Here is a 24321-nt window from a genome sequence, read left to right as displayed (position 1 = left end):
GGCCGCCTTCGCCGGGCCCGGCTCAAGCCGGCCACTGATCGTCGCCCCGCCGCGGGAAGGCAAGGCGATGAGGCATGGCTACCTGGGCTCCCACGCATCGTCGCGCGAACTGCGCCCGGTGACTTCTGCGGGCAGCTGACCGGAGGCAAGCTGGTCCAGGGTAACCGACTCCAGAACTTCGCGCAGGCTGCTGCGCGCGGCAATCCAGACCGGCTGGAGAACCGCCGCCGGGTCCTCGTATTGAACCGCTTCGGGCCGCACCCCGTGCACGCTCACCAGCGGCCCGTCGACCGCGCGGATGATGTCGGCGACGGTGATCTCCACCGCGGTGCGGGCCAGGTGCCAACCGCCGCCCTGGCCGCGGCGGCTGCGCACAATGCCGCTGCGCCGCAGGTCGGCGAGAATCGACAGCAAGTAGTTGTGCGGGATGTCCTGGGCGGCCGCTATGGCCTCGGCCGCCAGCGTCCCGGTCTGCGCTTCGGACGACCGGGCGATGACGATCAGGGCGCGCAGGGCGTAGTCGGATTTGGCGGTGATGTGCACCCGCCCATTGTCTCAGGCGCCGGCGAGCTCCAGCTCAGGCTCCTCCTCGCGGCGTCGGCGCAACTCCCTGCGGACGGACTGCGTGATCAACAGGCCGGCCGCGACCGCCAGGACTGCCAGCGTGAGCCACACCGGGGCGGAGTTCTTTTCCGCCCCGCCCCACGTCTCCATCATGGTCTTGGCGTTGGTCAGGATGATGAGGCTTCCGGCTGCTACGCCGAGGACCGCCGCGGCCAGGTGTCGAACCAGCCACGCCGAGACGGGGGCCGCGATGACGCCGCCGGCGAGCAGGGCCAGAACCCAGGCGAAGTTAATGCCCTCCCGTCCGAGCGCGAGCAGGAAGCCCAGCGAGGCACTGACCGCAACGATGAACTCGGTGGCGGAGATCGAGCCGATGACCTTGCGGGGTTCGATCTTGCCGGTGGACAGCAGCGAGGTGGTGCCGATCGGCCCCCAGCCGCCGCCGCCGATGGCGTCCATCGTGCCGGCGACGAGGCCAAGCGGCATCAGGACGACGGCCTTGACCTGACCCTTGAACTGCGGCCGGCGGCCGGACAGGATCAGGAACCGGAACAGGACGTAGGCACCGAGCAGAAAAAGCAGCAGGGCAACCCACGGCTTGGCGACGTCGGCCGGCAGGCTGACCAAGAAGTTGGCTCCCATGAAGGCGCCGATGCCCCCCGGGACCGCCATGATCCCGACGATGCGCCAGTCGACGTTGCCGAACTTGTGGTGGGCGAATCCGGAGATCAGCGCCGTGCCGACCTCGGAGAGGTGGACTGCTGCGCTGGCCGCAGCGGGAGCGATGCCCACGGCAATCATGAGGCTGGACGAGGTCACGCCGTATCCCATGCCGAGTGAGCCGTCGACCATCTGGGCGAGGAGGCCGACGATGGCCATGAGGAACAAATTGCGCATGTGAGTGCCTTTCCCCCAAAACACTAGTAAGTCACTAGAGTTTGGAGTGTATGGACACCACGGGTCCGTGTCGATAGCAATCCGTCGTGAGCAAACATCCCTGAGGAAATCTTGAGGAAGGTGCGCGGTTGCCCGTGCCGCTCCCGCGGAAACGCAGGACGGCGCGTGGACTGGGAGGCACAACACGGTTCGCCTGCATGGCGGCGCGGCTGGTGCTGCCGGCCCTCTGCGCCTGATTGTCGGCATGTCGGTGATCGAGGCGCCGCTGAAGTTTCAGGCGCCCTGCATCACCATTCCGCTGGGGCTGGGTATCGGCCGGGGCAGAACCGGAGTTGCCCTGGCGTTGATCCTTCCGCCGGTCGCCGTCACCACTCGCCCGGCAGCGTGTAGGGCCGGGACCAGAGCGCGATCTGCAGGACCACTGCCTTCAGCCATGCCTGCATCATGGCGTCGACCTTCTCGACGGGATCCCCGCCGCTGGCCAGGAACGGCCGCATCGTGGTGACCACCGGCCCGATCAGCGCGATGAGGTGGCGCAACGGGACGACCTGAGTGGACCCCACGTGGTCGGTTTCGTTCTTGTGTTCGGGGGTGTGCCGCAGGGCGATTTCGTTTTGGTAGTCCAGCCACTCCTGGTCGTAGGGCTTGGTACAGGTATCCCTGATCCACTGGCCAAACCGGCGGCGGACCGCATTCAGGTAGTCCTCAATGGGCGGGCCGTCGGGCCGGGAGAAGTGCGCGACCAACTGGGGTTGGCCGCCGACGAATCCGTACCAGACGTCGAGCACGTCCTCCACCTGGCCGTCAAGGATCTCGCCGGCCCGGTGCAGCAGGGCGGCGTCCTCGTCGCCAAACATGGCGCTGGCCTTGAGCTCATCGAGCTCGGCCAACGTGACCGGTGAATGCGCCACCGTGCCGTACTCGTAGCCGGGGATGTCTGAACCGCTGGATGCATGGACCGACATGGCAGTGCCTCCGCTGGAAGGTTTGGGACCGGCGCCTTGAACGGCCATTTATACTCCGCGACGCCGGTGGGGTCAACGATGCCTAGTTGCCGAAGGCCGGCGGCGGGACCACGTCCGGCCGGGCCTCTTCCTCCTCCTTGCTCCTGGTGGCGGGGACCGTGACGATAATCGAGGCGATGGCGACCACGACCATGAAGACGTTAAACAACAGCCCGACCGCCCCGCCGAAGCGCAGCGCCACGTTGTCCTGGCGGCCGATGAACAGGCCCCAAGACTGGATGAGTTCCGGGTTCACCGCCTGTGCGGCCACATACAGTGCCGCGGAGATGGCCACGCCGATGGCATTGCCCAGCGAGGACGCCATCTTGTAGATGCCGGACGCCGCACCCACCTGGGCGTCCGGGACGTTGGACAGGGCGGCGTCGGTGGACGGGGTGGCGTAGAACCCCAGGCCGACGCCGAACAGGGTGAACCCGATGACGGTGAGCACTATGTACTCTTCGATGTGCAGGAACGTGGTGGAGCACAGCAGGATGCCGACGCCAGTGATCATGCTGCCCCACAGCATCGGCTTCTTCGGGCCGAAGCGCTGCAGCAGCTTCTCGCCCACCCGGATGGTGGCGAGGATGGCGATCAGGTAGCCGAGCGTCAGCAGGCCCGATTGCAGCGAGCTCAACCCGGCGGCCACCTGCACCAGTCCCAGCGAAACGATCAGCGTGCCCGCGGCTCCGTTGAGCAGGAAGTTGGACAGCGTCGCGCCGGTGAAGGTGCCGTTCCTGAACAGCTTCAGGTCCACGAACGCGAAGTGGCGGCGGCTTTCGATCTGCAGGAACAGCAGGCCGAACACCACGAAAGCGGCCACCAGCGCGACCCCCGGCCAACTGAACCAGCCAATGGCCGGCCCCTGGGAGATGTACACGTTGATGGCCACCAGCATGACGATGAAGCAGGCCAGCCCGCCCCAGTCGAAGCGGTGCCCGGCGGCCTCCGGATCGGCTGCCGCCCGCGACTCGGGCGTGCCCCGGAGCAGGAACAGCGCCAGCACCGACAGCACGATCGAAATCCAGAAGATGGACCGCCAGCCCAGGAAGGAGGTGGCCATCAGGCCGCCGAACAGGGCGCAGAAGCCCGAGCCGCCCCAGGAGCCGATGGACCAATACGAGAGTGCCCGCTGCCGGTCCTTACCCTCGTAGTAGCTCTTGATCAGCGCCATGGTCGAAGGCATGATGCACGCGGCGGACAGGCCTTGGATGGCGCGGCCGCCCAGCAGCATGAAGTCGGTGAGGCCGCCGAGGTTTTCCGGTGTCAGCGCGATGAGCAGGGAGCCGAGAATGCTGAGGTAGATCCCGGCGTACATGATCTTGGCCCGGCCGATCCGGTCGGCGAGTCCGCCCGCGACGACGATGAAGATGCCGGAAAACAGCGACGTGATGGAGACGGCCAGGTTGGCCAGCGTCTGTTCGACCCCAAGCTGGTCCCGGATCCCCGGGATGACGTTGAGCAAAGTCTGCGCGAAGAGCCAGAAATTGATGACGGCCAGGACGATGCCCAGCAGCCACTTGTCGGTAGGTTTCCAGTCCGTGCGGACTGTGGCCGTGGTGGATTCGGTCATGGCAAACGACCCCTTACATTGCCTTACTTTGCCAGGTACTCCAGAGCTGCAACGGCCTGCGCCTGGGTGGCGACGGAGAGCGTCGGGTCGATGGCGGGAGCGAAGAACGGTGAGTGGTTGGCCGGAATGTTTTCGGAGACAGTGCCGTTCTCCACGGCTTCCCGGTAGACGTCGGCCGGAACGGAGCCGACCGTCCAATAGGTGTAGGGCACCCCGAGGGCATCCGGAATCCGGCTGAAGTCCTCGGAAGCCGTGACGGGTTCGGCACGGTAGACCTGATCGCCCCCAAAATGCCGGCTGAAGGCGGCCGTGATACGCTCGGTCGTTTCGGCGTCGTTGCTGGTCAACGGGAACTGGTCGTAGTACTCGAACTCAGGGTCGCGGGGCGATCCGGCGGCCGCACACTCGCCGCGGACAATCCGTTCGATCGATGCCATGATCCGTTCCCGCAGGCCCAGGTCGTACGTGCGCAGGTTCAGCAGCAGCTCGGCACGGTCCGGGATGATGTTGGACTTGGTGCCCGCGTTGGAGGCGCCGACAGTCACCACCGCGAATTCGCCCGGCTTGGTCTCGCGGGACACGATGGTCTGCAGCCGCAGCACGATCGATGCGGCCAGCACCACGGGGTCCACGGCGTTGTGCGGCATGGAGCCGTGGGCGCCGCGCCCGTAGACCGTAATTTTTAGGGAGTCGCCGGCCGAGAGGATGGGGCCGGCCGTGGTGCCGATCTTCCCGGCCTCGGTGGGCATCACATGCTGGGCGAAGGCGACGTCCGGTGTAGGAATCCTGGCGGCCAGGCCGTCGTCGACCATTGCCCGGGCTCCGGCGGCAGTCTCCTCTCCCGGCTGGAAGAGCGCCACGTAGGTGCCCGCCCAGCGGTCCCTGTGTCCGGCCATCAGCTTTGCCGCACCCAGCAGGGACACGATGTGCATGTCGTGGCCGCAGGCGTGCATGACGCCGGTGGTCCCGCCTCCGGGAAGCTTCGCGGTGGTTTCTGCGGCGTAGTCCAGGCCGGTGGCCTCGGCGACCGGCAGCGCATCGATGTCCGCCCGTGCCAGCACCGTGCTGCCGGAACCGTTGGCGAGGACCCCGACGACGCCCGTCCCGCCGATCCGCTGGACCTCGTAGCCGAAGCCGGTCAGCTCCCGCGCGATCAGGTCGGCGGTGTGGTGTTCTTCCATGCTGAGCTCGGGGTTCCGGTGCAGGTCCTTGTACAGGTCCCGCTGCCAGCCCAGCTCCCGCTCGAGTGAGCCGGCGAGGCCGTCCGTGATCGCCATGGTTGCCCTCCTGGTCCGCCGGCCGAAGTGGGGGCCGGCTGGTTAGGCGTGCTTCCTCCAACGGTAGGACCTGGACCGTTCAGACACAACGACGACGGCGGTGTCCCGGCCACCTGCGATTCCGCATCCGAGGCACGGGCGCCGCGCACGGCGGGCCAAAGGCCGCGGCTCGCGATTCAACCGGCTGACATTTCCACCGGCCAGGCGGTCAGCTCCACCACGGACCCGCCGCGCAGCACGGCCAGCGGGAACTCCACGCCGATGGCATCCGCGAAAAGCAGCCGCTGCAGGCTCTGCGCACTGGCCACCGGCTGCCCGGCGGCCCGGATCACGAGGTCGCCCGGCCGCAGTCCGGCCTGCTCGGCGGGGGAGCCGGGCAGCACCTCGACCACCCGCAGCGCGTTCCGCTCGCCGGTCCGCATGATGTCCCGCGGGGACAACGGCAGCGGCGTACTCACCAGGCCGAGGTAGGCGCGCCTCACGCGCCCGTCGGCCAGCAGCGCGGAGATGATCCGGCGGGTCGTGGCGTTGATCGGCACGGCCAGGCCGAGCCCGATCCCGGCAACGGCCGTGTTGATCCCGACCACCCGTCCAAAGGCGTCGGCCAAGGCGCCGCCGGAACTGCCCGGGTTCAGTGCGGCGTCCGTCTGGATGACGTCCTCAATCACCCTCCGGTTCCTGCCCGCGGCCACGGGGATGGAGCGGCCCAGCGCGCTGACCACCCCGGCCGTCACCGAGCCGGAGAGGCCCAGCGGGCTGCCGACGGCGACGACCAGTTGGCCTACGCGCAGTTTGGACGCATCGCCCAGCTCGACCGGGCGCGGCACCGTGAGCCGGCCGCGCAGAACGGCGAGGTCGGAGAGCGGATCCGCGCCGACCACGTCTACGTCCGTGCGTGACCCGTCCGCGAAGGCCGCATGGCCGCCGTCGGAGTTGGCCACGACGTGCGCGTTGGTGAGCAGGTAGCCGTCCTCGGTGAACACCACGGCCGAGCCGCCGGACGGGAAGCTCCTGTCCCGGCGTCGCACGTCCATCTGAATGCCCGCCACGTGCGGCGTGACGGTCTCCGCTATGCGCACCACGGACGCCGAATACGAGTCCAGCGGGTCCTGGGCGGCGTGCGCCGCCTGCGGGTCGGCATGCGGTTCCGGGATCGTGTTCACGGCCCACCTCCGGGAGCTTTGCTTGCTCACTATGGAACCGCAGAATGGCCCGGTTTAATCCGGCTGCCGCTACGCCTTCAGTGAACCCGGAGTTAACCACGCAACGGCGGGCGGCCGGCTGGTTGCCGGCCGCCCGCCGTCGCGGGACTCAAAAGGGGATCAGAACGGGTACTGCGCGATGTCCGGGCGGACGGTGAGCCATTGGGTCTCGGTGAAGGAGTCCATGTTGGCTTGGTGGCCGCCGATGCGGGAGCCGTTGCCGGAGTTCTTCGTGCCGCCGAACGGGGAGTTCGCCTCGTCGGAGACGGTTTGTTCGTTGATGTGGACCTTGCCGGAATCGACGCGGTCGGCGATCTGCATGGCCAGGCCCACGTCGCCGAGGATGGACAGGGAGAGCCCGTACTCGTTGGCGTTGGCCAGTTCCACGGCTTCGTCGACGGTGGAGAACTTCATCACCGGGGCGACCGGGCCGAAGATCTCGTCCTTCCACGCGGTGTTGGCCGGGTCGAGGTCGGCGAGCACGGTGGGGGAGTAGAACGGGCCGTCGTTGGTGCCGCCGGCGGCCAGCCGGGCGCCGGCGGCGACCGCGTCCTGAACGATCGAGTCGATGCGCTTGAGCTGGTGCTCGTCGATGATCGGGCCGAGCGCGACGGTGCCGGTCTTGGGGTCGCCGACCGGCAGGTTCTTCGCCTTCTCGGCCAGCGCGGCGACGTAGTCCTCGTAAATGTCCTCGTGGACGATGTGCCGGCCGGTGGTCATGCAGATCTGGCCCTGGTGCATGAACGAGCCGAACGCGGCGGCGGACGCGGCCTTGGCCAGGTCCGCGCCGGGCAGCACGATCATGGCGTTGTTGCCGCCGAGTTCCAGGTGCGCGCGCTTGAGGTTCCGGGCGGCGGATTCGCCGATCTTCCGGCCGGCGGCGGTGGAGCCGGTGAAGGAGATGACCCGGACTTCGGGGGCTTCGACCACGGCCGCGCCGATGTCGGCGCCGCCGGGCAGCAGGGAGAGCAGCCCGGCGGGCAGGCCGGCTTCTTCGAAGACGCGCATCAGGCTGACGCCGCCGCAGACGGCGGTGCGGGGGTCGGGCTTGAGCAGCACCGCGTTGCCCAAGGCGAGGGCGGGGGCGACGGCGCGGATGGAGAGGATCAGCGGGAAGTTGAACGGCGCGATGACCGAGACCACGCCGACGGGGCGGCGCCGGGCGAAGGACCAGCGGTCCTCGTTGGAGGTGAGCACGTCGCCGGCCGGCAGCGAGGGCAGCGCCGCGGCTTCGTAGCATTCGTTGGCGGCGATGTGGGTTTCCAGGCCGGCCTTGGGGCCGATGCCCCCGGATTCGCGCACGATCCAGGACTGGATTTCCTCGGCGTGTTCCTCCCACAGCGCGCCGGCGCGGCGCAGCACGGCGGCGCGTTCTTCCGGCTTGCGGGCGGCCCAGTCCTTTTGGGCAGCGGCAGCTACTGCTGCCGCTTCCTTCACGTCCTCGACCGAGGCCAGCCCGTAGCGACCCAAAGTCTCGCCGGTGGCGGGCTCCACCGAAGCGGCGGTGCCGGCACCGCCGTCGCGCCAGCCATTGACATGGATCTTGCCCTCCCACAGGGAGGCATCAAGCAGGGACATATCCCGTCCTTTCAGGGTTGATTGCATGGTTGTGCGGGCCGCGGCGCGGCGGCCGGGCAGGGAAGGGTTTTCAGTCGGCGGCTTTCAAGACGGCCTTGATGGTCCCGCCGGCGGTGGAATCGGCTATGGCCGTGTCGATCTGGTCGAACCCGTAGTACTTCACCAGCTTGTCGAAGGGGAACCGTCCGGCCTTGAACAGGGCGATCAGTCCGGGAATCAGCTGGGCGGAGGTGCTGGAACCGCCGAGGGTGCCGATGATCCGCTTGCCCCAGAGCGTGCGCAGGTGGTCCACCGAGAACCGCGCCTGCGCCGGCGCCCCGCCAATCAGGATCAGCGTGCCCAGCATGCCCACGGCGTCCGCGGCTTCTTCAACCACCTTGATGTTGCCGGTGCATTCGAGCACGTAGTCGGCCGGGCCGCCGCAGATGCGCTGGATCTCCTCGAGGGCGTTGGTGTTGCCGGAATTGATGGTGTGGGTGGCACCGAGTTCGCGCGCCAGCTCCAGCCGCGAATCGTGCAGGTCGATGGCGATGATCGTGGCCGCGGGCGTGTTCTTCGCGGCCATGATCGCGGCCAGGCCCACGGCGCCGGCTCCATATACGACCAGCGACTGGCCGGGTTCGGGCTTGGCCGTGTTGAACACCGCGCCGGCACCCGTCGTGATGCCGCAGGCCAGCGGCCCGAGCAGTTCCAGCGGGATCTCCTTGTCCACCTTCACCAGCGACGACGCCAGTGCGAGCGAGTAGTCGGCGAAGGACGACTGGCCGAAGAAGTGGCTGGACACCTTGCCTCCGTCGGCCCGGGTGTAGGCGGACTTGCCGGCGTCGGGACCCTTGAACCGGGCACCACTCACCAGCGCCTCGCCCAGGCGCAGGCAGTACCGGTGCTCGCCGCGCAGGCAGTTCTTGCATTCGCCGCAGTAAGCCCAACCCATGATGACGTGGTCGCCCACGGCGACATTGGTCACGCCGTCCCCGACGGCCTCCACGACGCCGGAGCCTTCATGGCCCAGCACGCCGGGCAGCGGCAGCGGCATGTCTCCGGCCTGGGTGATCAAGTCCGTATGGCAGAGGCCGACGGCGGCCACCTTGACCAGCACTTCGCCGGGCCCGGGCTCGTCCAGCTCCAGCTGCTCGGGGACAAACGGGGCATCCTTTTCTTCGACTACCAGCGCATTGATCTTCATTGCCATGCTCCTAACGGTCTTGCCGGCTATGTTGACGTGTCATCTAGTCGAACGTTTCACAACCACGGAAAAGTCCCGGGCTGCACCTACGCCGTCGTTCCGAGTTCCGCTTCCATGTCGGCGGCGCTCATCACCCGGCCGAAGAAGGTGCCGATAGCGTCCAGGGTGGCGGCCTGGGCAGCCTCCGACCGGCCCCCGGTGGCGTCCGAGAGGAACGCCACCTTGTAGTCGTTCATGAAGGCACTGCGCGCGGTCGATTCGCAGCACACCTCGGTCAGCGTGCCGGCGATGATCACGGTGTCTATCGTGTTCAAGCCGCGGATGGTCGACAGGACACTCTTCAGTTGCGTGTTGTGGAACGCGTCGTAGCGGTGCTTGTCCAGCACGTAGTCGGCGGCTTCGGGCTTGAGTTCCTCGACGATCTCAACTCCGCTGGTTCCGCGGCGCATCCCGGCCGCCCGCAGCCGCTGGTTGTAGGTAGTCTCCAACGGCGAAACGTCGAATGTATCCAGCAGAACGTGGCGCGTGTAGATGACCGGGATGCCTGCCTGCCGGCATGCCGCGGCGGCGGTCACCATTTCCGGCAGCCGGTGGCGTGCCATGGGCACTTCCATCGGCGCGCCTTCCAGCACGAAATCGTTCTGCATGTCGGTCATCAGCAGTGCGGTCCTGGCCGCATCAATGCGCCACATGTTTGCCCCCTGTCGGCTCCGGCCGGTCCGGGCATTCCGCCCGGGCCGGACTTGAGACCTAGGCTACATGTTCCCTCGCGTCTCGCTGCCCCGCTGACTTGCTGCCCTGCGGCGGCTGCCGCGAGAAGACTATTCCTGCTCGGCCAACTCCCGCCGTGCCGCTGCGGCGGCCTTGCGCGTCCGATCCGCGGTCTTGGCCGCGGACACCAGGTCTTCCTCGGCAGCCTCCATCTTGCGATCGGTGGAGGCGACCTCCCGTTCCAGGTCCTCGATGCGCCGCTTCAGTTCGGCGAGCTCGCCCACGAGTTCGTCCCGCCGGTTCTGCAGTTGGTCAAGCTTGTCCAGCACCTTCTGTTCCGATGCTTCGGCGTCTTCCTTGCGCTGCTCCGCCTTGTCCAGCGCCGCCCTCGCCTGCCGGCGCCGCCGCTCGGCCTCTTCGGCTTCCTGCTTGGCAGCCCGTTCGGCCTTGGCGGCCCGGCGCTCGGCGAGTTCGTCCCGCGAGGACCGCTTCGGCTGGAGGCGTGGCGCCGGCTCGGCAGCAGCATCCGGGGGAGCGCCCACGCCCGGCAGGGCCACCCGGCCGTCCAGGTCCACCGGGTCGATCCCGTTCGACGACAGCGACTCGGTCAGCAGGCCGCTGGTTACGGCCGCCGCCGCACCGGCATCCGCCATCGCCGCATGCAGCGTCTGCTCCGCCTCGGCGACCGCCGCGGCACTCACCTTTTGCCCGAGCTCATCGGCCAGCTTCCGGCCCTCCGCCGCCACGGCGGCCAACAGTTCCCGGCGCTGGTCACCCAGTCGGCGCAGTAGTTGCGGATCGAGCTGTTCCTGGGCTTCGCTCATGGCGTGGCCCAGTTCCACGATTCCCGCGATGTCAGCGCTCCGCTGCCGGCTCAGGAGATTGACCAACCAGGCCGCGGTCGACGGTTTTGCCAGCGCTTTGATTTGCCCGGCGAGTTCCTTGTGGCCGTCCTGGGCTGCCTCCTTGGCCCGAGCGTTGCGGGCGGCGGTGAATTCGCCGGGCAGCAGCGCGTACAGCTCCCGTGCCGCGCTCTCCAGGTCCATGTGCCCAGCCTAATAGGAGCGGCTGAAGCCCCGTTGTTTCCGGCCAAGCCCGTGGTGCAGCCGTGCCTTGGGGGCCAGGGGCGGGCGCCCGCACCCATCACCCGGAGTCCGGCGGCGGTGATCACCTCGGCCGGCAAGCCGGCGGCAGAAGCGGGGTCCTCGGCAGCTACCGGGCCTTCCTGGTCTCCCGGTCGTTGGCCTTGCGCAGCGCATCGACGAGCTCCGACTTGTCCATCTTCGATCGGCCGGGGACGTCGAGCTTCTTGGCCAGATCGTAGAGGTGCTGCTTGGAGGCGTTTGCGTCCACCCCGCCCTTGGTTTCCCGGGAGGTGCCGGCGCCGCCCTCGGCCTGCGGGTCGGAGGGGCCCTTCTTTTCCTTCGGTTCCCAGTGGTCGCCCACCTTCTCGTGCGTGTGCTTGAGCGCGCTGTAGGCCACGCGGTGGGCACGCTCCTCGTCGCCGTACGTTTCGGCGGCGGAATCATGGGCTTCCGCGAACGTCTCCTGGGCCTTCTTGCCCGACCGCTGCAGCGTGCTGGGCAATTCGCTCTGCTTCGGCTTGCCGCTCTTCGTCGTCTTCGGCATCTGAACCACGTCCCTTCAAAAAGGATTGTTCGCCATTCCACCTCCAACGTGGCACAGTTCGTCGGCGCTGCCAAGGGAGATTCGCCGGGGTCTGGAAGCGCGAACAACGACGGCGGGACGGCCGCCTGCCGACGGGGAGAGGCGGCGATGCCGGAGGGCACGACAGGCACCGGCACAATGGAAGGGTGAGCCAGCCAATCCCGCAGGAACCCGCGCACCGCCACGTCCTTTTCGACCTGGCCGCGATGGGCGAAGGCCTGGTCTTCGCCGAGTCACTGAATCACCTGGCCGCAGCCCTGACGGGCAGCCCTGGGGACGAGGAACCCGCAACCGCCGGCACCCGGGCGGGCACCGCCGTCGTGCAGGCCCCGCCGGGCACGGGCAAGACCACCCTGGTTCCGCCGCTGGTCGCCAACCTCGTGGCCGCTGCAGCGGCTGGCGGCCGTCCGCGCATCGTGGTCACCCAGCCCCGCCGGGTCGCCGCCCGTTCCGCCGCCAGGCGCCTGGCCGCGCTGGATGGGAGCCGGCTGGGCGAACGCGTCGGCTATACGGTGCGCGGGGAACGCCGGGCGGGCCCGCAGACGCTGATCGAATTCGTCACGCCGGGAATCCTGCTGCGCAGGCTGCTCACCGATCCCGGCCTGGACGGGACGGACGCGGTGATTTTGGATGAAGTGCATGAGCGCGGCCTGGAGACCGACCTGCTGGTCGGCATGCTCGGCGAGGTCCGCCAGCTGCGCGGGGATCTCACGTTGGTGGCGATGTCGGCCACCCTGGACGCGCCGCGCTTCGCCGCCTTGATCGGCGCGGACGACGGCGAAGGGCCGGCCCCGGTGGTCGACTGCCCTTCGGCGCTGCATCCCCTGGACGTGCGGTGGGCTCCCGCCTCGGTGCCGCGGCTGGACGGGCGGGGAGTGGCCCGCGGTTTCCTGGACCACGTCGCGTTCACCGCGGCGGCCGCGCACGCCGAGGCGCTCGCGGCCGACTCCTCGGTGGACGCCCTGGTCTTCGTGCCGGGAGCCTGGGAAGTGCAGCAGGTGGCCGCGGCGATCCGGGACAGGGTCCGCGGCGGCACGGGCGGTGGCGGCACCGGCACCGAGGTGCTGGAGTTGCACGGGCAGGCGGATCCGGCCACGCAGGACCGCGCCGTTTCCGGCCGGGAACCCGGCGGGCCGCCGCGCATCATCGTCTCCACCTCGCTGGCCGAGTCCTCGCTCACCGTGCCGGGCGTGCGGTTGGTCGTCGACTCCGGGCTGTCGCGCGAACCCCGCCGGGACGCCGCCCGCGGCATGTCCGGTTTGGTGACGGTGTCGGCCTCGCGCGCTTCCGCCGACCAGCGCGCCGGCCGCGCAGCCCGCCAGGGGCCGGGCACCGTGGTGCGCTGCTACGAGCCGAAAACCTTTGGCGCCGCGCCCAACCATCCGACCCCGGAGATCGCCGTCGCCGACCTCACGGGTGCCGCCCTGGTGCTGGCCTGCTGGGGTGCCCCGGGTGGCGAGGGGCTGCGGCTTCCGGACGCGCCGCCGGCGCCGGCCATGGCGGATGCCGTCCGCACCCTGCATGAGCTGGGCGCCATTGACGACGGCGGGCGGGCCACCGATGTGGGGCGTGTCCTCTCCCGGGTTCCGGCCGACCCCCGGCTGGGCCGGGCACTGCTGGATGGTGCGGCGGTGGTGGGCCGGCCGGTGGCCGCCGAAGTGGTCGCCTTGGTCTCCGGCGAGGAACGGGCACCCGGGGCCGACCTCACGGTGCTGCTGTCCCGGCTGCGTTCGGCCGGCCGCGCCGACCCCGCCGCCCGGCGCTGGCGGGAGGAGGCGCAGCGGCTGGAGGGCATCGCACGGCAGGAGGCCACCGCCGTCGTGCCTTCCACCGGTGAGGTGCTCCCGGCGGAGCATGCCGGCTTCGTGGTGGCGCTGGCCTTCCCCGAACGGGTCGCCCGCCGCGTGCCCGGTCCCGGGCAAACCTACCTGCTGGCGTCCGGAACCCGGGCCGGGCTTCCGTCCGGCAGTGCCTTGGCCGGGCACGAGTGGCTGGCTGTGGCCGAGGTGTCCCGCGCGCAGGGCCGCGACGCGGCAGGCACGGGGGCGGTGATCCGCGCCGCCGCCCCGTTGGCGGGCGAAACGGCGGCAGCGGCGGCACGGCATTTGATGACCGACCGGGTGGAGGCTCGCTTCGAGTCAGGCAAACTCGCGGCCCGCCGGGAACGCAGGCTTGGCGCCATCGTGCTCTCCTCGGCACCGGTCAGGCCGTCGCGGGACGAGGGCCGGGAGGCGGTAGCCCGGGCCCTGGGAGAGCGCGGGCTCGGCATCCTTGGCTGGTCGGAGGCAGCCAAGGGGCTGCGCCGCCGGCTGGCCCTGCTGCACCGCGAGCTGGGCGCGCCCTGGCCGGACGTCGCGGACGCAGCCTTGCTGGGGCGGCTGGCCGATTGGCTGGCGCCGGAACTGGAGGCACTGGCCGGCGGGAAGCCGGCCGCCGCAGTGGACCTGGCCGAGCCGCTGCGCCGGCTGCTGCCCTGGCCGGAAGCGGCGAGGTTCGATGAGCTCGTGCCGGAGCGGCTGGAGGTTCCCAGCGGCTCACGGGTGCGGATCGACTACCCGGAACGGGACGGGGGAGAGCGCCCGGTAGTGGCGGTCAAACTGCAGGAGTGCTTCGGTTGGGCGGACACGCCCCGGCTGGTGGGCGGTCGGGTCCCCGTGCTGTTCCACCTGCTCTCGCCCGCGGGCAGGCCGCTGGCCGTCACCGATGACCTGGCGTCTTTCTGGTCCGGTCCCTACGCGCAGGTCCGCGCCGAGATGCGCGGCCAGTACCCGAAGCACCCGTGGCCGGAGGACCCGTGGACCGCGCCGGCCACCGCGCGGACCAAGCACCGAAGGTAACGGCCGGACAGTGCCGGCTGGGTTGGGCGCCGGACGCGCGGTTCGGCACGGTCCGGCGCGTTCCGCCCCGACCGGGCGGACCGCCCCGGCGGCTCGACCTGGCGCCGGACGCGTCGCGCCCCGGCGGTTCGGCATGGTCCGGCGCGTGCCGCACACAGCCGGGCGGACTGCTGCCGTCAGCGGGTCTTGTCCGGCCGGTTTCAGTCAGCGGATGAAGTGGCGGGAGATGAGCAGCCGCTGAATCTGGTTGGTGCCCTCGAAGATCTGCATGACCTTGGCCTCGCGCATATACCGCTCGGCCGGGAAGTCCCGGGTGTAGCCTGCCCCGCCCAGCACCTGCACGGCGTTCGTCGTCACGCTCATCGCGTTGTCGGTGGCCACCAGCTTGGCGATCGAGGCCTCCCGGCCGTAGGGAAGGCCGGCGTCCTTCAGCCGCGCCGCCGCCAGGTACATGGCGCGCGCGGTTTCCACCTCCACCGCCATGTCGGCGATCAGGAAGGCCAGCCCCTCGTGCTCGATCAGCCGCTTGCCGAAGGCCTCGCGCTCGTTGGCGTAGGAGGCGGCTAGGTCCAGCGCGGCCTGGGCCAGCCCGGCGGCCACCGCCGCAATGCCCAGCCTGCCCGAGTCCAGCGCCGCGAAGGCGATCGCCAGGCCCTGGCCTTCCTCGCCGATCAGGCGGTTGGCCGGGACGTACACGTCGTCGAAGTTCATCGTCGCCGTGGTCGAGGCCGTCAGCCCCATCTTGTGCTCGGGCGGCGCCGCGCTCAGTCCTTCGGCGTCGGCCGGAACCAGGAAGCAGGAGATCCCGTGCCGGGGATCGTCGGACGTCCTGGCCATCACCGTGTAGAAATCGGCCTCGCCGGCGTGCGTGGTCCAGGCCTTCGCACCGCGGATCACGTAGCCATCGCCCTTCCGGACGGCGCGGGTGCGCATCGCCGCCGGGTTGGAGCCCGCGTGCGACTCGGAGAGGCAGTAAGCACCCAGCGTGTCGCCCGAGAGCATGTCCGGCAGCCAGGTCTTGCGCTGCGCATCGCTGCCGAAATGCACCAGCGGGAAGCAGGAGAGGGCATGGACGCTGACGCCCACCGCCACGCTGCCCCACGCCGCGCCGAGTTCTTCGAGGACCTGCAGGTAGACCTCCGCCGGCTGGCCGCCTCCGCCGAACTCCTCCGGGTAGGGCAGGCTGAGCAGCCCGGCTTCCCCCAGCATCCGGAAGACCCCGCGCGGGAATCGTTCGGCGGCCTCGGCCGCGGCCGCCTGCGGGAGCAGCTCGCTGTCCGCGATGTCGCGGACCAGTTCGATCAGGTCCTGCGCTTCCTCCGTCGGCAACAATCGTTGCACAACCATCGCCACTCACCCCTCCGGCTACCGGCCTGGGTGTCGGACCGGCGCCTGGATTGCCGCAGCCAAGCCGGGTTCGCCGGGACGCTGCGGTGCGTCCATGTCATTGCGTGAGTCAACTACAACACGGCAACAGGGGCCTGACAAGCATGATCCCCGGCGTGTGTGCGGGCCGGTGTGGGGGCCGGTGTCGCGGCCGGTCGGACCGCGCTGCCGAGCAACAGGAGCAGTCGCTGGACATCGGCGACGGCCGCAGACCTCGAGAGCGGCCGAGCTGTGCGAGAGCGGCCTTCCGCGACGGGCCTGTGTCGATTATCGGCCGCTCTGGAACTTGCCGCGGAACGACAGCCATCTTTCGGGGCCCGTGTCGACGATCGGCCGCTCGGAGCTCGGGCCGGCGGGAGGCGGGCGTTCAGACCGGCATCCGGTGCCGGCTTCGCTGGGACTGGTGACCCGGCGAGGCGGGAAGCGTAGGCTGGGAAGCGAGTCCTGCAGCAGAAAAGGTGATGTGCCATGGACCGGACGTGGAAGCGCTGGCTGCCCGCCGCCGTCGTGCCCGCAGTCATTGCCGGCGGAGTGCTCACCGGTTCCCTGCAGGCCAACGCCGCAACCGATCTGCCGGACAAGACCCCGCAGCAGCTGCTGGAATTCGTGGCGGACAGCGACGTCCGGGAACTCTCCGGCACGCTGGAACAGGACTCCGCGCTGGGGCTGCCGGAACTTCCCGAGGACCTGCCCGCCGACGAGGGCGGACAGGTGGCCGAGGCGCTGGAACTGCTGACCGGTTCCCGCACCGCGCGCGTCTACCTGGACGGGCCGGACCAGGCCCGGCTGCAGCTCTTCGACCGCTTTGCGGAGCGCGACGTGATCCGCAACGGCACCGAGGCCTGGGTCTACAGCTCCAAGGAGAACGAGGCGGTCCACCTGACGCTGCCCTCCGGTGCGGACAGCGGAAAGAATCACGACGGCGGTGCGCGGCATCCGGGCGGCGCCTACACCCCCGAACAGCTCGCCGATCACCTGCTGGCCAAGATCGGCCCGGAAACGAAGGTGTCCGTCGGCGCCGATACCGAGGTCGCCGGCCGCAGTGCCTATCAGCTGCTGGTGGAGCCGAACACCGCGGACACGCTGGTGGGATCCGTGACCGTCGCCGTCGATGCCGAGACCGGCCTGCCGCTCAGCCTCCGGCTCGCTGCCCGGGGACAGCAGGATCCGGCGTTCCAGCTGGGCTTCAGCAAGCTAAGCCTCGAGGCCCCGGACCAGGGCCTGTTCGAGTTCACCCCGCCGGCCGGTGCCAGCGTCACCGAAAAGGCCGTGCCGCGGCACGGAGAGCAGTCACCGTCCGGACGCCATGGCCGGCACGGCGGTGGCGCTGCCGCGCTGCGGGATGACGTCACCCTCCACGGCTCCGGCTGGGAGACCGTGGCGGAAGTCCCCGCCGGGGCCCTGCCGGAGGGCTGGGAAGACTCGCCCCTGCTGGCCCAGGCCACCGAAGCGGTGGACGGCGGCCGGCTGATCTCCACCGCCCTGGTCAACGTGTACCTGACCGACGATGGCCGCGTTCTGGCCGGCTCGGTCCCGTTCGAGTCGTTGCAGGCAGCCGCGGAGGCCCGGTGAACGGCAGCGGCAACCCTGCCGCGCTGGTCATCGAGACCTCCGGACTGACCAAACGCTTCGGCCGGCAAACCGCCGTCGACTCCCTTGACCTGGCCGTCCCGCACGGCTCCGTCTTCGGCTTCCTGGGCCCCAACGGCTCGGGAAAAACCACCACCATCCGGGTCATGCTCGGGCTGGCCGCCGCCACCAGCGGGAGCGTCCGGATCTTCGGGCAGGACATGCCCGGGTCGTTGCGGGACGTGCTTCCGCGGGTCGGAGCGCTGATCGAAGGCCCGGCGTTCTACCCCTTCCTGTCCGGCGCCGCGAACCTGCACCGGCTGGACACCGCGGACCGCCATGCCCCGTCAGAGACTCGGCGGGCGAGGATCCACAGAGCGCTGGAGCGGGTCGGCCTGACCCATGCCGCGGACAAGAAGGTGCGCGCCTACTCGCTGGGCATGAAGCAGCGGCTGGGCATCGCCAACGCCCTGATGATGCCGCGCCAGCTCCTGGTGCTGGACGAACCCACCAACGGGCTCGACCCGCAGGGCACCCGCGAAGTCCGCAGCCTGGTCCGTTCGCTGGCGGGGGAGGGCACCACGGTATTCGTCTCCAGCCACCTGCTCTCCGAGGTGGAGCAGATTTGCACGCACGCGGCCGTCATGCGCGCCGGCCGGCTGGTGGCGCAGGGGGCCCTGGACGAGGTGCGCCGGGCGGGGCTCACCCACGTGAGCGTCCAGACCCCGGACATCGAAGCCGCCCGCGGCGTGCTGCGCCGATTGGGCCTGGAACCCGAGGTCCCGAGCACCGCACTCGACGGACACGTGAACGCCCCGATGAACCAACGCGGTCTGTTGCCTGAGCACATCGCCGCCGCCCTCGTGGCGGACGGCGTCCGGATCCGCGGGTTCGCCGTGGAGGCAAGCAGCCTCGAGGACCGGTACGTGGAGCTGACGGGGGAGGGATTCGACGTTGTCCAGTGAGCAGCAGCCGAGCAGGGGTGGCGACCGCCGGCCGGGGCCGGAAATCGTGGAAGTCGAGGCCGCCGACGAGGAAAATCCCGGCGCCTCGGCGGCCGCTCCGGCCCAGGGACGGGAAAACGGGAAGTCCGCCGGATGGGCCTTCTTCGGTTCCGAGCTCAGCGTGCTGTTCCGACGCGGCCGGACGTGGGCCATGCTGCTGGCCTTGGCCGCCGTACCGACGCTCATCGCGGTGGTGGTCCGGTTCGCCGCGGACGAGGGAGGGCCCGGCGGCGGTCCACCGTTCCTCAACCGGATCACGGACAACGGGTTGTTCGTGGCGCTGACCGGGCTGGTGGTGTCCATCCCGTTGTTCCTGCCGCTGACCGTCAGCGTCGTTTCCGGGGACACGATCGCCGGCGAGGCGGGCCACGGCACGCTGCGCTACCTGCTCAGCGCCCCGGCCGGCCGGCTGCGGCTGCTGGCCGTCAAGTACGGTGCGGCCGTGGCCTTCTGCATGGCGGCGGCGCTCGCCATCGCGGCCACCGGCGCGCTGATCGGCGGCCTGCTCTTCGGCGTCGGACCGGTGACCCTGCTGTCCGGCGACACGATCGGCGTCGGCGAGTCCTTGGTTCGGCTGCTGCTCGTAGCCGCCTACGTTGCCGTGTCGCTGGCCGGGCTGGCGGCCATCGGGCTCTTTATCTCCACTCTCACCGAGGTCCCCGTCGGCGCCATGGCGGCGACGGCAGTGCTGGCCGTCGTCACCCAGATTGTCGGCGCGCTGCCGCAGCTGGAGTGGCTGCACCCGTGGCTGTTCACCCACCACTGGCTGAGCTTCGCCGACCTGCTGCGCCAGCCCATCTCCTGGGACGCCCTCGGAGCCAACGCCGTCCTACAGGGCGCCTACATCGCCGTATCCTGCGCCCTGGCCTACGGCCGCTTCAGCACCAAGGACGTGCTGTCCTAAGACGTTCGCCGCCGGAGATGGACGGCGGCTGTCCGCCGCCGGAAGTCTGGTTACGACATCCCGGCCTGTTCGTCGGGCTGATGGATGCCGATGGTGTTGTTTTCGGTGTCCAGGTAGTAGCCCTGCCACGCCATTCCGGGTAGTGCGTACTTCGGCAGGGCCGTTTGGCCGCCGGCCTCCAAAATTTTCCGTTCGGTGGCGTCGTAGTCATCCACCTCCATGGTGACCACCCAGGCGTTGGTGCCCTGGCCGCTGTCCGGGGTGGGGGCGGGGCGCTGCATGAGGCCGCCGTTGATGCCGGGCTGGTCCTCCGGGCCGGTCACGACGCCGTAGTAGGGAGTGCCGGTGACCTGTGAATAGTCCTCGAACGTCCAGCCGAACACGGTCGCGTAGAAGTTTTTGGCTCGTTCCAGGTCTTCTGCCTGGATCTCAAAGTGCACGGGACGGGCCATGGCGGGCTCCTTCGCTGGACGCGGATGCTGATGGTGTGGTGCCGGTGCTGATTAAGCGAGGCGGTGGCGGCCGGTTCCACGGCTCCAGGGAAGCCAGCCGCGGGTGCGGCGCGGCCGGCTTAGGTGGCCTTCCTTTTCCAGCGGATCGGCAGCATCATCCGGAAGACGCCGATCCTCGCCGGCCACAATGTGCCCTGTTCCGGGGCCGGGTATCTGGGCCGCTGCCAGATTCGGCATCCCCGTGCTGTCCCCGGATCCGTGGACAGGCTTAGGTCCCATCCGCTCCATGTCCGTCACCGGATTGGCTTCCGGTCGTTTGTGATTTTTCCGCATGATTGGCCCCCATCGCCACTCAGTTAATCCCCTGCGGCCTAGAGTAAACCGGATAACCAGAAAATGGGGGGAGAATCCGGAAAAATTTGTTGGCTTGGAAGGGCCGGCTGCTGCGACAGCGCTGTCAGGTGGGCGACCAAACGACGGCGGTGGGCCGGCTCCGAGAGCCGGCCCACCGCCGTCGCGCTTGGGGTTTTGGAAGTTTAGAGCTGCGTGCCGATGGGGCCGCTGTCCTTCACTTCTCCGCGCCAGGCGCCGGTTTCGGCGCCGCGGGTTTCGATGAACTCCTTGAACTTGCGCATGTCCGACTTCACTTGCTTGTCGTCGATATTCAGGGCGGCGCCGACCTTCTCGGTGAAGGTTTCGGGATCCCACTCGAAGCGCACCGAGACCTTGGTGCTGTCGGCGCCCAGCCGGCTGAACGTGACGACGCCGGCGTGGGACTTGCCGTCGACGCTGCGCCAGGCGATGCGCTCGTCCGGCTGCTGCTCCACGATCTCGGTGTCGAACTCGCGCTCCACGCCGCCGACCTTGGTCTTCCAATGGTTGGTGGTGTCGGTCAGCTGGGTCACGGACTCAACGCCGGACATGAAGTTCGGAAAGGATTCGAACTGCGTCCACTGGTCGTACGCTGTGCGGACCGGAACGGCTACATCAATGGTTTCTTCCACGGTTTGCATCAGTTGCCTCCTTTGGAATCGGGCCAGGGCCGCTGGTGCGCCCCTCGAGGTGGCCTCGTGGCCTACGCTACACAGACTGGTGAAACGTGACAACTCGATAGACAGCTTGCTGACCATTTTCCGCGGTGCGTAGGGTGGCGTGTGTAGCTATCGCAGAGTCAACCGGCAGGAGTGAATCATGCGCGCTGTAGTGTTCGAGGACTTCAAGACTTTTCCCACCATCAAGGACGTGGAGCGGCCGAAGCCGCGGGCCGGGGAGGTGCTGCTGAAGGTCGCCGGCGCCGGAGCCTGCCACTCCGATGTCGCCATCTACAACGACTTCGAGGCCGGCGGCCCGGGGGCGGTGCCGCCGCCGTTTACGCTCGGCCACGAAAACTCCGGGTGGGTCGAAGAGCTCGGGGAGGGCGTGGAAGGCTTCAACATCGGCGATGCCTATCTGGTCTATGGGCCGATTGGCTGCGGGCACTGCAAGGCGTGTTCGCGCGGCCAGGACACTTACTGCGAGAACGCGGCCAAGATGCCCTACCTCGGCGTGGGACTGGGGCGCGACGGCGGGATGGCCGAGTACGTCACCGTGCCGGCGCGGAACCTGGTGCCGCTCGGCGACGCCGATCCGGTGGCCGCGGCGCCGCTGGCCGACGCTGCGCTGACTCCGTACCACGCCATCAAGCAGTCGCTGCCGCACCTGGCCGGCGGCGGCAAGTACGCGTTGGTCATCGGGCTGGGCGGCCTGGGCCAGATCGCCGTGCAGATCCTCAGGGCGCTGACCGGCGCCACCGTCATCGCCACCGACATGAAGGAAGAAGCGATGCGCAAGGCCGAAGAGGCCGGCGCCGTGACCGTTTCCGGCGGCGAGGGGCAGGCCGAGCGGATCCGTGACATCACCGGCGGCCGGGGCGTCGATGCCGCGTTCGACTTCGTGGGCGTGGGCCCGACCGTCAAGACCGCCGCCGCTTCCATGGCCCGGCTGTCCAGGTTGACGGTGGTGGGGATCGCCGGCGGCACGCTGGAGTGGAGCTTCTTCACTAACCCGTACGAGTCCGTCATCACGAACACCTACTGGGGCACCATCGAGGACCTGCACGAAGTGGTGGACATGTACAAGGCCGGGCAGATCGTTCCGGAGATCGAGCGCTACAGCATGGACGATGCGCTGGAGGCCTACCGCAAGCTACAGGCCGGCGAGCTCAGCGGCCGAGCCGTGGTGGTTCCGCACGGGAGCTAGGGAATTGAAGTGCCGGCGGCGGGGTTGTGGCGGATATGAAGCGCATCGGTTTCCTGTCCTTCGGCCATTGGAGCCCCGCCGTCGGCTCGCCGGTTCCCACCGCCGCTGAAGGGCTGCTGCAGAGCATCGAGCTCGCGGTTGCGGCCGAGGAAGTTGGGGTGGACGGCGCGTATTTCCGCGTGCACCACTTCGCGCGGCAGCAGTCCTCGCCGTTTCCGCTGCTGGCAGCGATCGCCGCGAGGACCAACCGGAGCGAGATCGGCACCGGCGTGATCGACATGCGCTATGAAAACCCGCTCTACATGGCCGAAGAGGCGGCGGCCACGGACCTGATCAGCGGCGGGCGGCTGCAACTGGGGATCAGCCGCGGGTCACCCGAGCCGGCGCTGAACGGTGCGGCGGCCTTCGGGTACCGGCCGGCCGAGGGCGAGACCGATGCGGACATGGCCCGGCGCCATACCGCGGTGTTCCGCCGGGCCATCACAGGTGCGGGCATGGTCCCCGCCGACCCGAACCACCTCCAGGGCAGGCATGCCGGCATGCTTCCCGTGGAGCCCACGTCCCCGGGGCTGCCGGAGCGGATCTGGTGGGGTGCGGGCTCCCGCGCCACCGCCGTGTGGACCGCGGAGCAGGGCATGAACCTGATGAGCAGCACCCTGCTGATCGAGGACACCGGCGTGCCCTTCGACCAACTGCAGGCCGAGCAGATCCACCTGTTCCGCGAGGCTTGGCAGAAGGCCGGCCACGCGCATGTTCCGCGGGTGTCGGTCAGTCGCAGCGTGATGCCGATTGTCGACGACGAAGACCAGCGCTACTTCGGGCTCCGCGGCCAGGCCGACCAGCACGACCAGGTCGGCATGCTCGACGGTACGCGCTCGCGGTTCGGCAGGAGCTACATCGGGGATCCGGACAAAATCGGCGCCGAGTTGGTCCGGGACCAGGCGGTGCAGGCCGCGGACACCGTGCTGCTGACGGTGCCGAACTACTTGGGCGTGGAGTACAACGTGAAGATGCTGGGCAACATCGTGCAGCACGTGGCACCGGCCGCCGGCTGGCGCTGAGAAACCAGGCCGCCGTCGGCTCGTCGCCGGGGTGGCTGGCCGACGGCGGCGGGCCGCTGGGACTGAGTCCCGGCCCGGCGCGCTACAGCAGCACGTCGTTCAGGTCGTAGGAAACCGGCTCGTCCAGTTGCCCGTAGGTGCACGACTCCGGATCACGGTCCGGCCGCCAGCGGACAAACTGCGCGGTGTGCCGGAAGCGCTCGCCCTCCATGTGGTCGTATTTGACCTCCAGCACCCTTTCCGGGCGCAGCGGCACGAAGGACAGGTCCTTGCCGCCGCTCCAGCGGCTGCCCTCCGTGGTCAGGGGTGTGCGCTCGCCGGCCTCGTGCTGTTCCCGGTTCCAGGGATGGCCGTCCGAATCGGCAATCAGCGGCTGCAGCTCCTCAAACAGTTCCTTGCGGCGTTTCATGCTGAACGCCCCGGCCACGCCCACGTGCACCAGGGTTCCGCCGTCGTTGTACAGGCCCAGCAGCAGCGAGCCCACCAGGCCCGGCCCGCTCTTATGCACGCGGTAGCCCGCGACCACGCAGTCGGCAGTGCGCTCGTGCTTGATCTTGAACATGCTCCGCTTGTCCGGCTGATACTTTCCGTCCAAGGGCTTGGCCACCACGCCGTCCAGCCCGGCCCCCTCGAACTCTCCGAACCACCGCTCGGCCACCACCGGGTCGGTGGTGGCCCGGGTCAGGTGGATGGGATTGACGACGGCGGAGAGCGCCTTCTCCAGCGCGGCCCGCCGTTCCTCGAAGGGGCGCGAGGTCAGATCGTCGTCGCCGAGGGCGAGCAGGTCGAAGGCCACGAACCGGGCGGGAGTCTGCACCGAGAGGAGCTTGACCCGGCTGGCCGCCGGATGGATGCGCTGCTGCAGCATCTCGAAGTCGAGCCTGTCGCCGCCTTTGCCCACCAGGATGATCTCCCCGTCCACGACGCAGCGCTCGGGCAACTGCTCACGGAACGCGTCCACCAGTTCGGGGAAGTAGCGAGTCATGGGCTTCTCGTTCCGGCTGCCGATCTCCACCTCGTCGCCATCGCGGAAGATGATTGACCGAAAGCCGTCCCATTTCGGCTCGTACGTCATTCCGCCGTCGGGGATCTTGGCCACGCTTTTGGCCAGCATGGGCGGAACGGGTGGCATCACGGGCAGGTCCATGCGCCCATTCTCTGTGCTGGCCCAGCCGGTGTCCATGCCAGCGCAGACAGGGAGGACGCCCCG

The 24321-nt window shown here is 69.3% G+C and carries 21 protein-coding genes; 6 read left to right on the top strand and 15 right to left on the bottom strand.

Annotated elements, in window-relative coordinates:
- Positions 1-78 precede the first annotated feature (78 nt).
- The 11 genes from AC5RTY_RS03195 to AC5RTY_RS03145 all read right to left on the bottom strand — a co-directional run bounded on the left by AC5RTY_RS03195 (position 79) and on the right by AC5RTY_RS03145 (position 11621).
- Positions 79-543: an RrF2 family transcriptional regulator gene (locus tag AC5RTY_RS03195; RefSeq protein WP_494013745.1), complete on the bottom strand. Its 465-nt coding sequence runs from the start codon at positions 541-543 to the stop codon at positions 79-81.
- A 12-nt stretch (positions 544-555) separates the two neighbouring features.
- On the bottom strand, positions 556-1461 hold the full coding sequence (locus AC5RTY_RS03190) for a sulfite exporter TauE/SafE family protein (protein WP_494024234.1): 906 nt from the start codon (positions 1459-1461) through the stop codon (positions 556-558).
- Positions 1462-1826: 365 nt separating this feature from the next.
- A complete protein-coding gene (locus AC5RTY_RS03185) occupies positions 1827-2426 on the bottom strand; it encodes a protoglobin domain-containing protein (protein ID WP_494013747.1) in 600 nt (199 codons plus the stop codon).
- An 82-nt stretch (positions 2427-2508) separates the two neighbouring features.
- On the bottom strand, positions 2509-4038 hold the full coding sequence (locus tag AC5RTY_RS03180) for an MFS transporter (protein ID WP_494024235.1): 1530 nt from the start codon (positions 4036-4038) through the stop codon (positions 2509-2511).
- A 23-nt stretch (positions 4039-4061) separates the two neighbouring features.
- Positions 4062-5315 carry an amidohydrolase gene (locus tag AC5RTY_RS03175; protein WP_494024236.1) on the bottom strand — a complete coding sequence of 418 codons (1254 nt, stop codon included), beginning with the start codon at positions 5313-5315 and terminating at the stop codon, positions 4062-4064.
- Between the two features lie 176 nt (positions 5316-5491).
- Positions 5492-6478, bottom strand: coding sequence for a S1C family serine protease (locus AC5RTY_RS03170; RefSeq protein ID WP_494024237.1), 987 nt, complete (start codon positions 6476-6478; stop codon positions 5492-5494).
- Between the two features lie 159 nt (positions 6479-6637).
- The gene (locus AC5RTY_RS03165) at positions 6638-8095 is read right to left on the bottom strand and encodes a benzaldehyde dehydrogenase (protein WP_494024238.1); all 1458 of its coding nucleotides are present in this window, start codon (positions 8093-8095) and stop codon (positions 6638-6640) included.
- A gap of 70 nt (positions 8096-8165) precedes the next feature.
- The gene (locus tag AC5RTY_RS03160) at positions 8166-9281 is read right to left on the bottom strand and encodes an NAD(P)-dependent alcohol dehydrogenase (RefSeq protein ID WP_494138958.1); all 1116 of its coding nucleotides are present in this window, start codon (positions 9279-9281) and stop codon (positions 8166-8168) included.
- 86 nt (positions 9282-9367) lie between these two features.
- Entirely contained in the window at positions 9368-9973 is a 606-nt protein-coding gene (locus AC5RTY_RS03155) for an isochorismatase family protein (RefSeq protein WP_494024240.1), read from the bottom strand.
- A 129-nt stretch (positions 9974-10102) separates the two neighbouring features.
- Positions 10103-11038: a transposase gene (locus AC5RTY_RS03150; RefSeq protein ID WP_494024241.1), complete on the bottom strand. Its 936-nt coding sequence runs from the start codon at positions 11036-11038 to the stop codon at positions 10103-10105.
- A gap of 166 nt (positions 11039-11204) precedes the next feature.
- Positions 11205-11621 carry a ChaB family protein gene (locus AC5RTY_RS03145; RefSeq protein WP_494024242.1) on the bottom strand — a complete coding sequence of 139 codons (417 nt, stop codon included), beginning with the start codon at positions 11619-11621 and terminating at the stop codon, positions 11205-11207.
- Between the two features lie 245 nt (positions 11622-11866).
- Here AC5RTY_RS03145 and hrpB point away from each other — a divergent pair, with 245 nt between their 5' ends.
- Entirely contained in the window at positions 11867-14497 is a 2631-nt protein-coding gene (hrpB, locus tag AC5RTY_RS03140) for an ATP-dependent helicase HrpB (protein WP_494024304.1), read from the top strand.
- A gap of 204 nt (positions 14498-14701) precedes the next feature.
- On the opposite strand, the gene AC5RTY_RS03135 is transcribed toward hrpB, so the two are convergent.
- Positions 14702-15844 carry an acyl-CoA dehydrogenase family protein gene (locus AC5RTY_RS03135; protein ID WP_494024305.1) on the bottom strand — a complete coding sequence of 381 codons (1143 nt, stop codon included), beginning with the start codon at positions 15842-15844 and terminating at the stop codon, positions 14702-14704.
- A 507-nt stretch (positions 15845-16351) separates the two neighbouring features.
- Here AC5RTY_RS03135 and AC5RTY_RS03130 point away from each other — a divergent pair.
- The 3 genes from AC5RTY_RS03130 to AC5RTY_RS03120 are packed head-to-tail and all read left to right on the top strand — an operon-like array spanning position 16352 to position 19360.
- The gene (locus AC5RTY_RS03130; protein ID WP_494024243.1) at positions 16352-17455 is read left to right on the top strand and encodes a LolA family protein; all 1104 of its coding nucleotides are present in this window, start codon (positions 16352-16354) and stop codon (positions 17453-17455) included.
- Entirely contained in the window at positions 17452-18417 is a 966-nt protein-coding gene (locus tag AC5RTY_RS03125) for an ABC transporter ATP-binding protein (protein WP_494138957.1), read from the top strand. The genes AC5RTY_RS03130 and AC5RTY_RS03125 overlap by 4 nt, the downstream gene beginning before the upstream one ends.
- Complete coding sequence (locus tag AC5RTY_RS03120) at positions 18407-19360, top strand: ABC transporter permease (RefSeq protein ID WP_494024245.1); 954 nt, start codon at positions 18407-18409, stop codon at positions 19358-19360. Before AC5RTY_RS03125 ends, AC5RTY_RS03120 begins: the two co-directional genes overlap by 11 nt.
- Before the next feature lie 50 nt (positions 19361-19410).
- Here AC5RTY_RS03120 and AC5RTY_RS03115 read toward each other — a convergent pair whose 3' ends face one another.
- Together AC5RTY_RS03115 and AC5RTY_RS03110 are read right to left on the bottom strand one after the other, a co-directional pair.
- The gene (locus AC5RTY_RS03115) at positions 19411-19812 is read right to left on the bottom strand and encodes a VOC family protein (protein ID WP_494138956.1); all 402 of its coding nucleotides are present in this window, start codon (positions 19810-19812) and stop codon (positions 19411-19413) included.
- A gap of 536 nt (positions 19813-20348) precedes the next feature.
- A complete protein-coding gene (locus AC5RTY_RS03110) occupies positions 20349-20825 on the bottom strand; it encodes an SRPBCC family protein (RefSeq protein ID WP_494024247.1) in 477 nt (158 codons plus the stop codon).
- A 178-nt stretch (positions 20826-21003) separates the two neighbouring features.
- Between AC5RTY_RS03110 and AC5RTY_RS03105 the strand changes: the two genes are divergently transcribed.
- Together AC5RTY_RS03105 and AC5RTY_RS03100 are read left to right on the top strand one after the other, a co-directional pair.
- On the top strand, positions 21004-22050 hold the full coding sequence (locus AC5RTY_RS03105; protein WP_494000823.1) for an NAD(P)-dependent alcohol dehydrogenase: 1047 nt from the start codon (positions 21004-21006) through the stop codon (positions 22048-22050).
- A 35-nt stretch (positions 22051-22085) separates the two neighbouring features.
- Positions 22086-23111, top strand: coding sequence for an LLM class flavin-dependent oxidoreductase (locus tag AC5RTY_RS03100; RefSeq protein WP_494024249.1), 1026 nt, complete (start codon positions 22086-22088; stop codon positions 23109-23111).
- Positions 23112-23193: 82 nt separating this feature from the next.
- On the opposite strand, the gene AC5RTY_RS03095 is transcribed toward AC5RTY_RS03100, so the two are convergent.
- Positions 23194-24258, bottom strand: coding sequence for an ATP-dependent DNA ligase (locus AC5RTY_RS03095; RefSeq protein WP_494012967.1), 1065 nt, complete (start codon positions 24256-24258; stop codon positions 23194-23196).
- Positions 24259-24321: the final 63 nt, after the last annotated feature.

This window comes from Arthrobacter sp. Y3224055, assembly GCF_059090825.1.
The sequence above is the reverse complement of the archived record's forward strand: the minus strand, read 5'-3'. Positions and strand labels throughout refer to the sequence as shown.

Bases quoted from the DNA above. Each gene is read 5' to 3' on its own strand.
- AC5RTY_RS03175 (WP_494024236.1), bottom strand. From the start codon at position 5,315: ATGGCGATCACGGACGGCCTCGCCGGCTCACTCGAGCGGGAGCTGGGC.
- AC5RTY_RS03155 (WP_494024240.1), bottom strand. From the start codon at position 9,973: ATGTGGCGCATTGATGCGGCCAGGACCGCACTGCTGATGACCGACATG.
- AC5RTY_RS03105 (WP_494000823.1), top strand. From the start codon at position 21,004: ATGCGCGCTGTAGTGTTCGAGGACTTCAAGACTTTTCCCACCATCAAG.
- AC5RTY_RS03180 (WP_494024235.1), bottom strand. From the start codon at position 4,038: ATGACCGAATCCACCACGGCCACAGTCCGCACGGACTGGAAACCTACC.
- AC5RTY_RS03165 (WP_494024238.1), bottom strand. From the start codon at position 8,095: ATGTCCCTGCTTGATGCCTCCCTGTGGGAGGGCAAGATCCATGTCAAT.
- AC5RTY_RS03190 (WP_494024234.1), bottom strand. From the start codon at position 1,461: ATGCGCAATTTGTTCCTCATGGCCATCGTCGGCCTCCTCGCCCAGATG.
- AC5RTY_RS03160 (WP_494138958.1), bottom strand. From the start codon at position 9,281: ATGAAGATCAATGCGCTGGTAGTCGAAGAAAAGGATGCCCCGTTTGTC.
- AC5RTY_RS03130 (WP_494024243.1), top strand. From the start codon at position 16,352: ATGGACCGGACGTGGAAGCGCTGGCTGCCCGCCGCCGTCGTGCCCGCA.
- AC5RTY_RS03150 (WP_494024241.1), bottom strand. From the start codon at position 11,038: ATGGACCTGGAGAGCGCGGCACGGGAGCTGTACGCGCTGCTGCCCGGC.
- AC5RTY_RS03100 (WP_494024249.1), top strand. From the start codon at position 22,086: ATGAAGCGCATCGGTTTCCTGTCCTTCGGCCATTGGAGCCCCGCCGTC.
- AC5RTY_RS03095 (WP_494012967.1), bottom strand. From the start codon at position 24,258: ATGGACCTGCCCGTGATGCCACCCGTTCCGCCCATGCTGGCCAAAAGC.
- AC5RTY_RS03145 (WP_494024242.1), bottom strand. From the start codon at position 11,621: ATGCCGAAGACGACGAAGAGCGGCAAGCCGAAGCAGAGCGAATTGCCC.
- AC5RTY_RS03185 (WP_494013747.1), bottom strand. From the start codon at position 2,426: ATGTCGGTCCATGCATCCAGCGGTTCAGACATCCCCGGCTACGAGTAC.
- hrpB (WP_494024304.1), top strand. From the start codon at position 11,867: ATGGGCGAAGGCCTGGTCTTCGCCGAGTCACTGAATCACCTGGCCGCA.
- AC5RTY_RS03110 (WP_494024247.1), bottom strand. From the start codon at position 20,825: ATGCAAACCGTGGAAGAAACCATTGATGTAGCCGTTCCGGTCCGCACA.
- AC5RTY_RS03115 (WP_494138956.1), bottom strand. From the start codon at position 19,812: ATGGCCCGTCCCGTGCACTTTGAGATCCAGGCAGAAGACCTGGAACGA.
- AC5RTY_RS03135 (WP_494024305.1), bottom strand. From the start codon at position 15,844: ATGGTTGTGCAACGATTGTTGCCGACGGAGGAAGCGCAGGACCTGATC.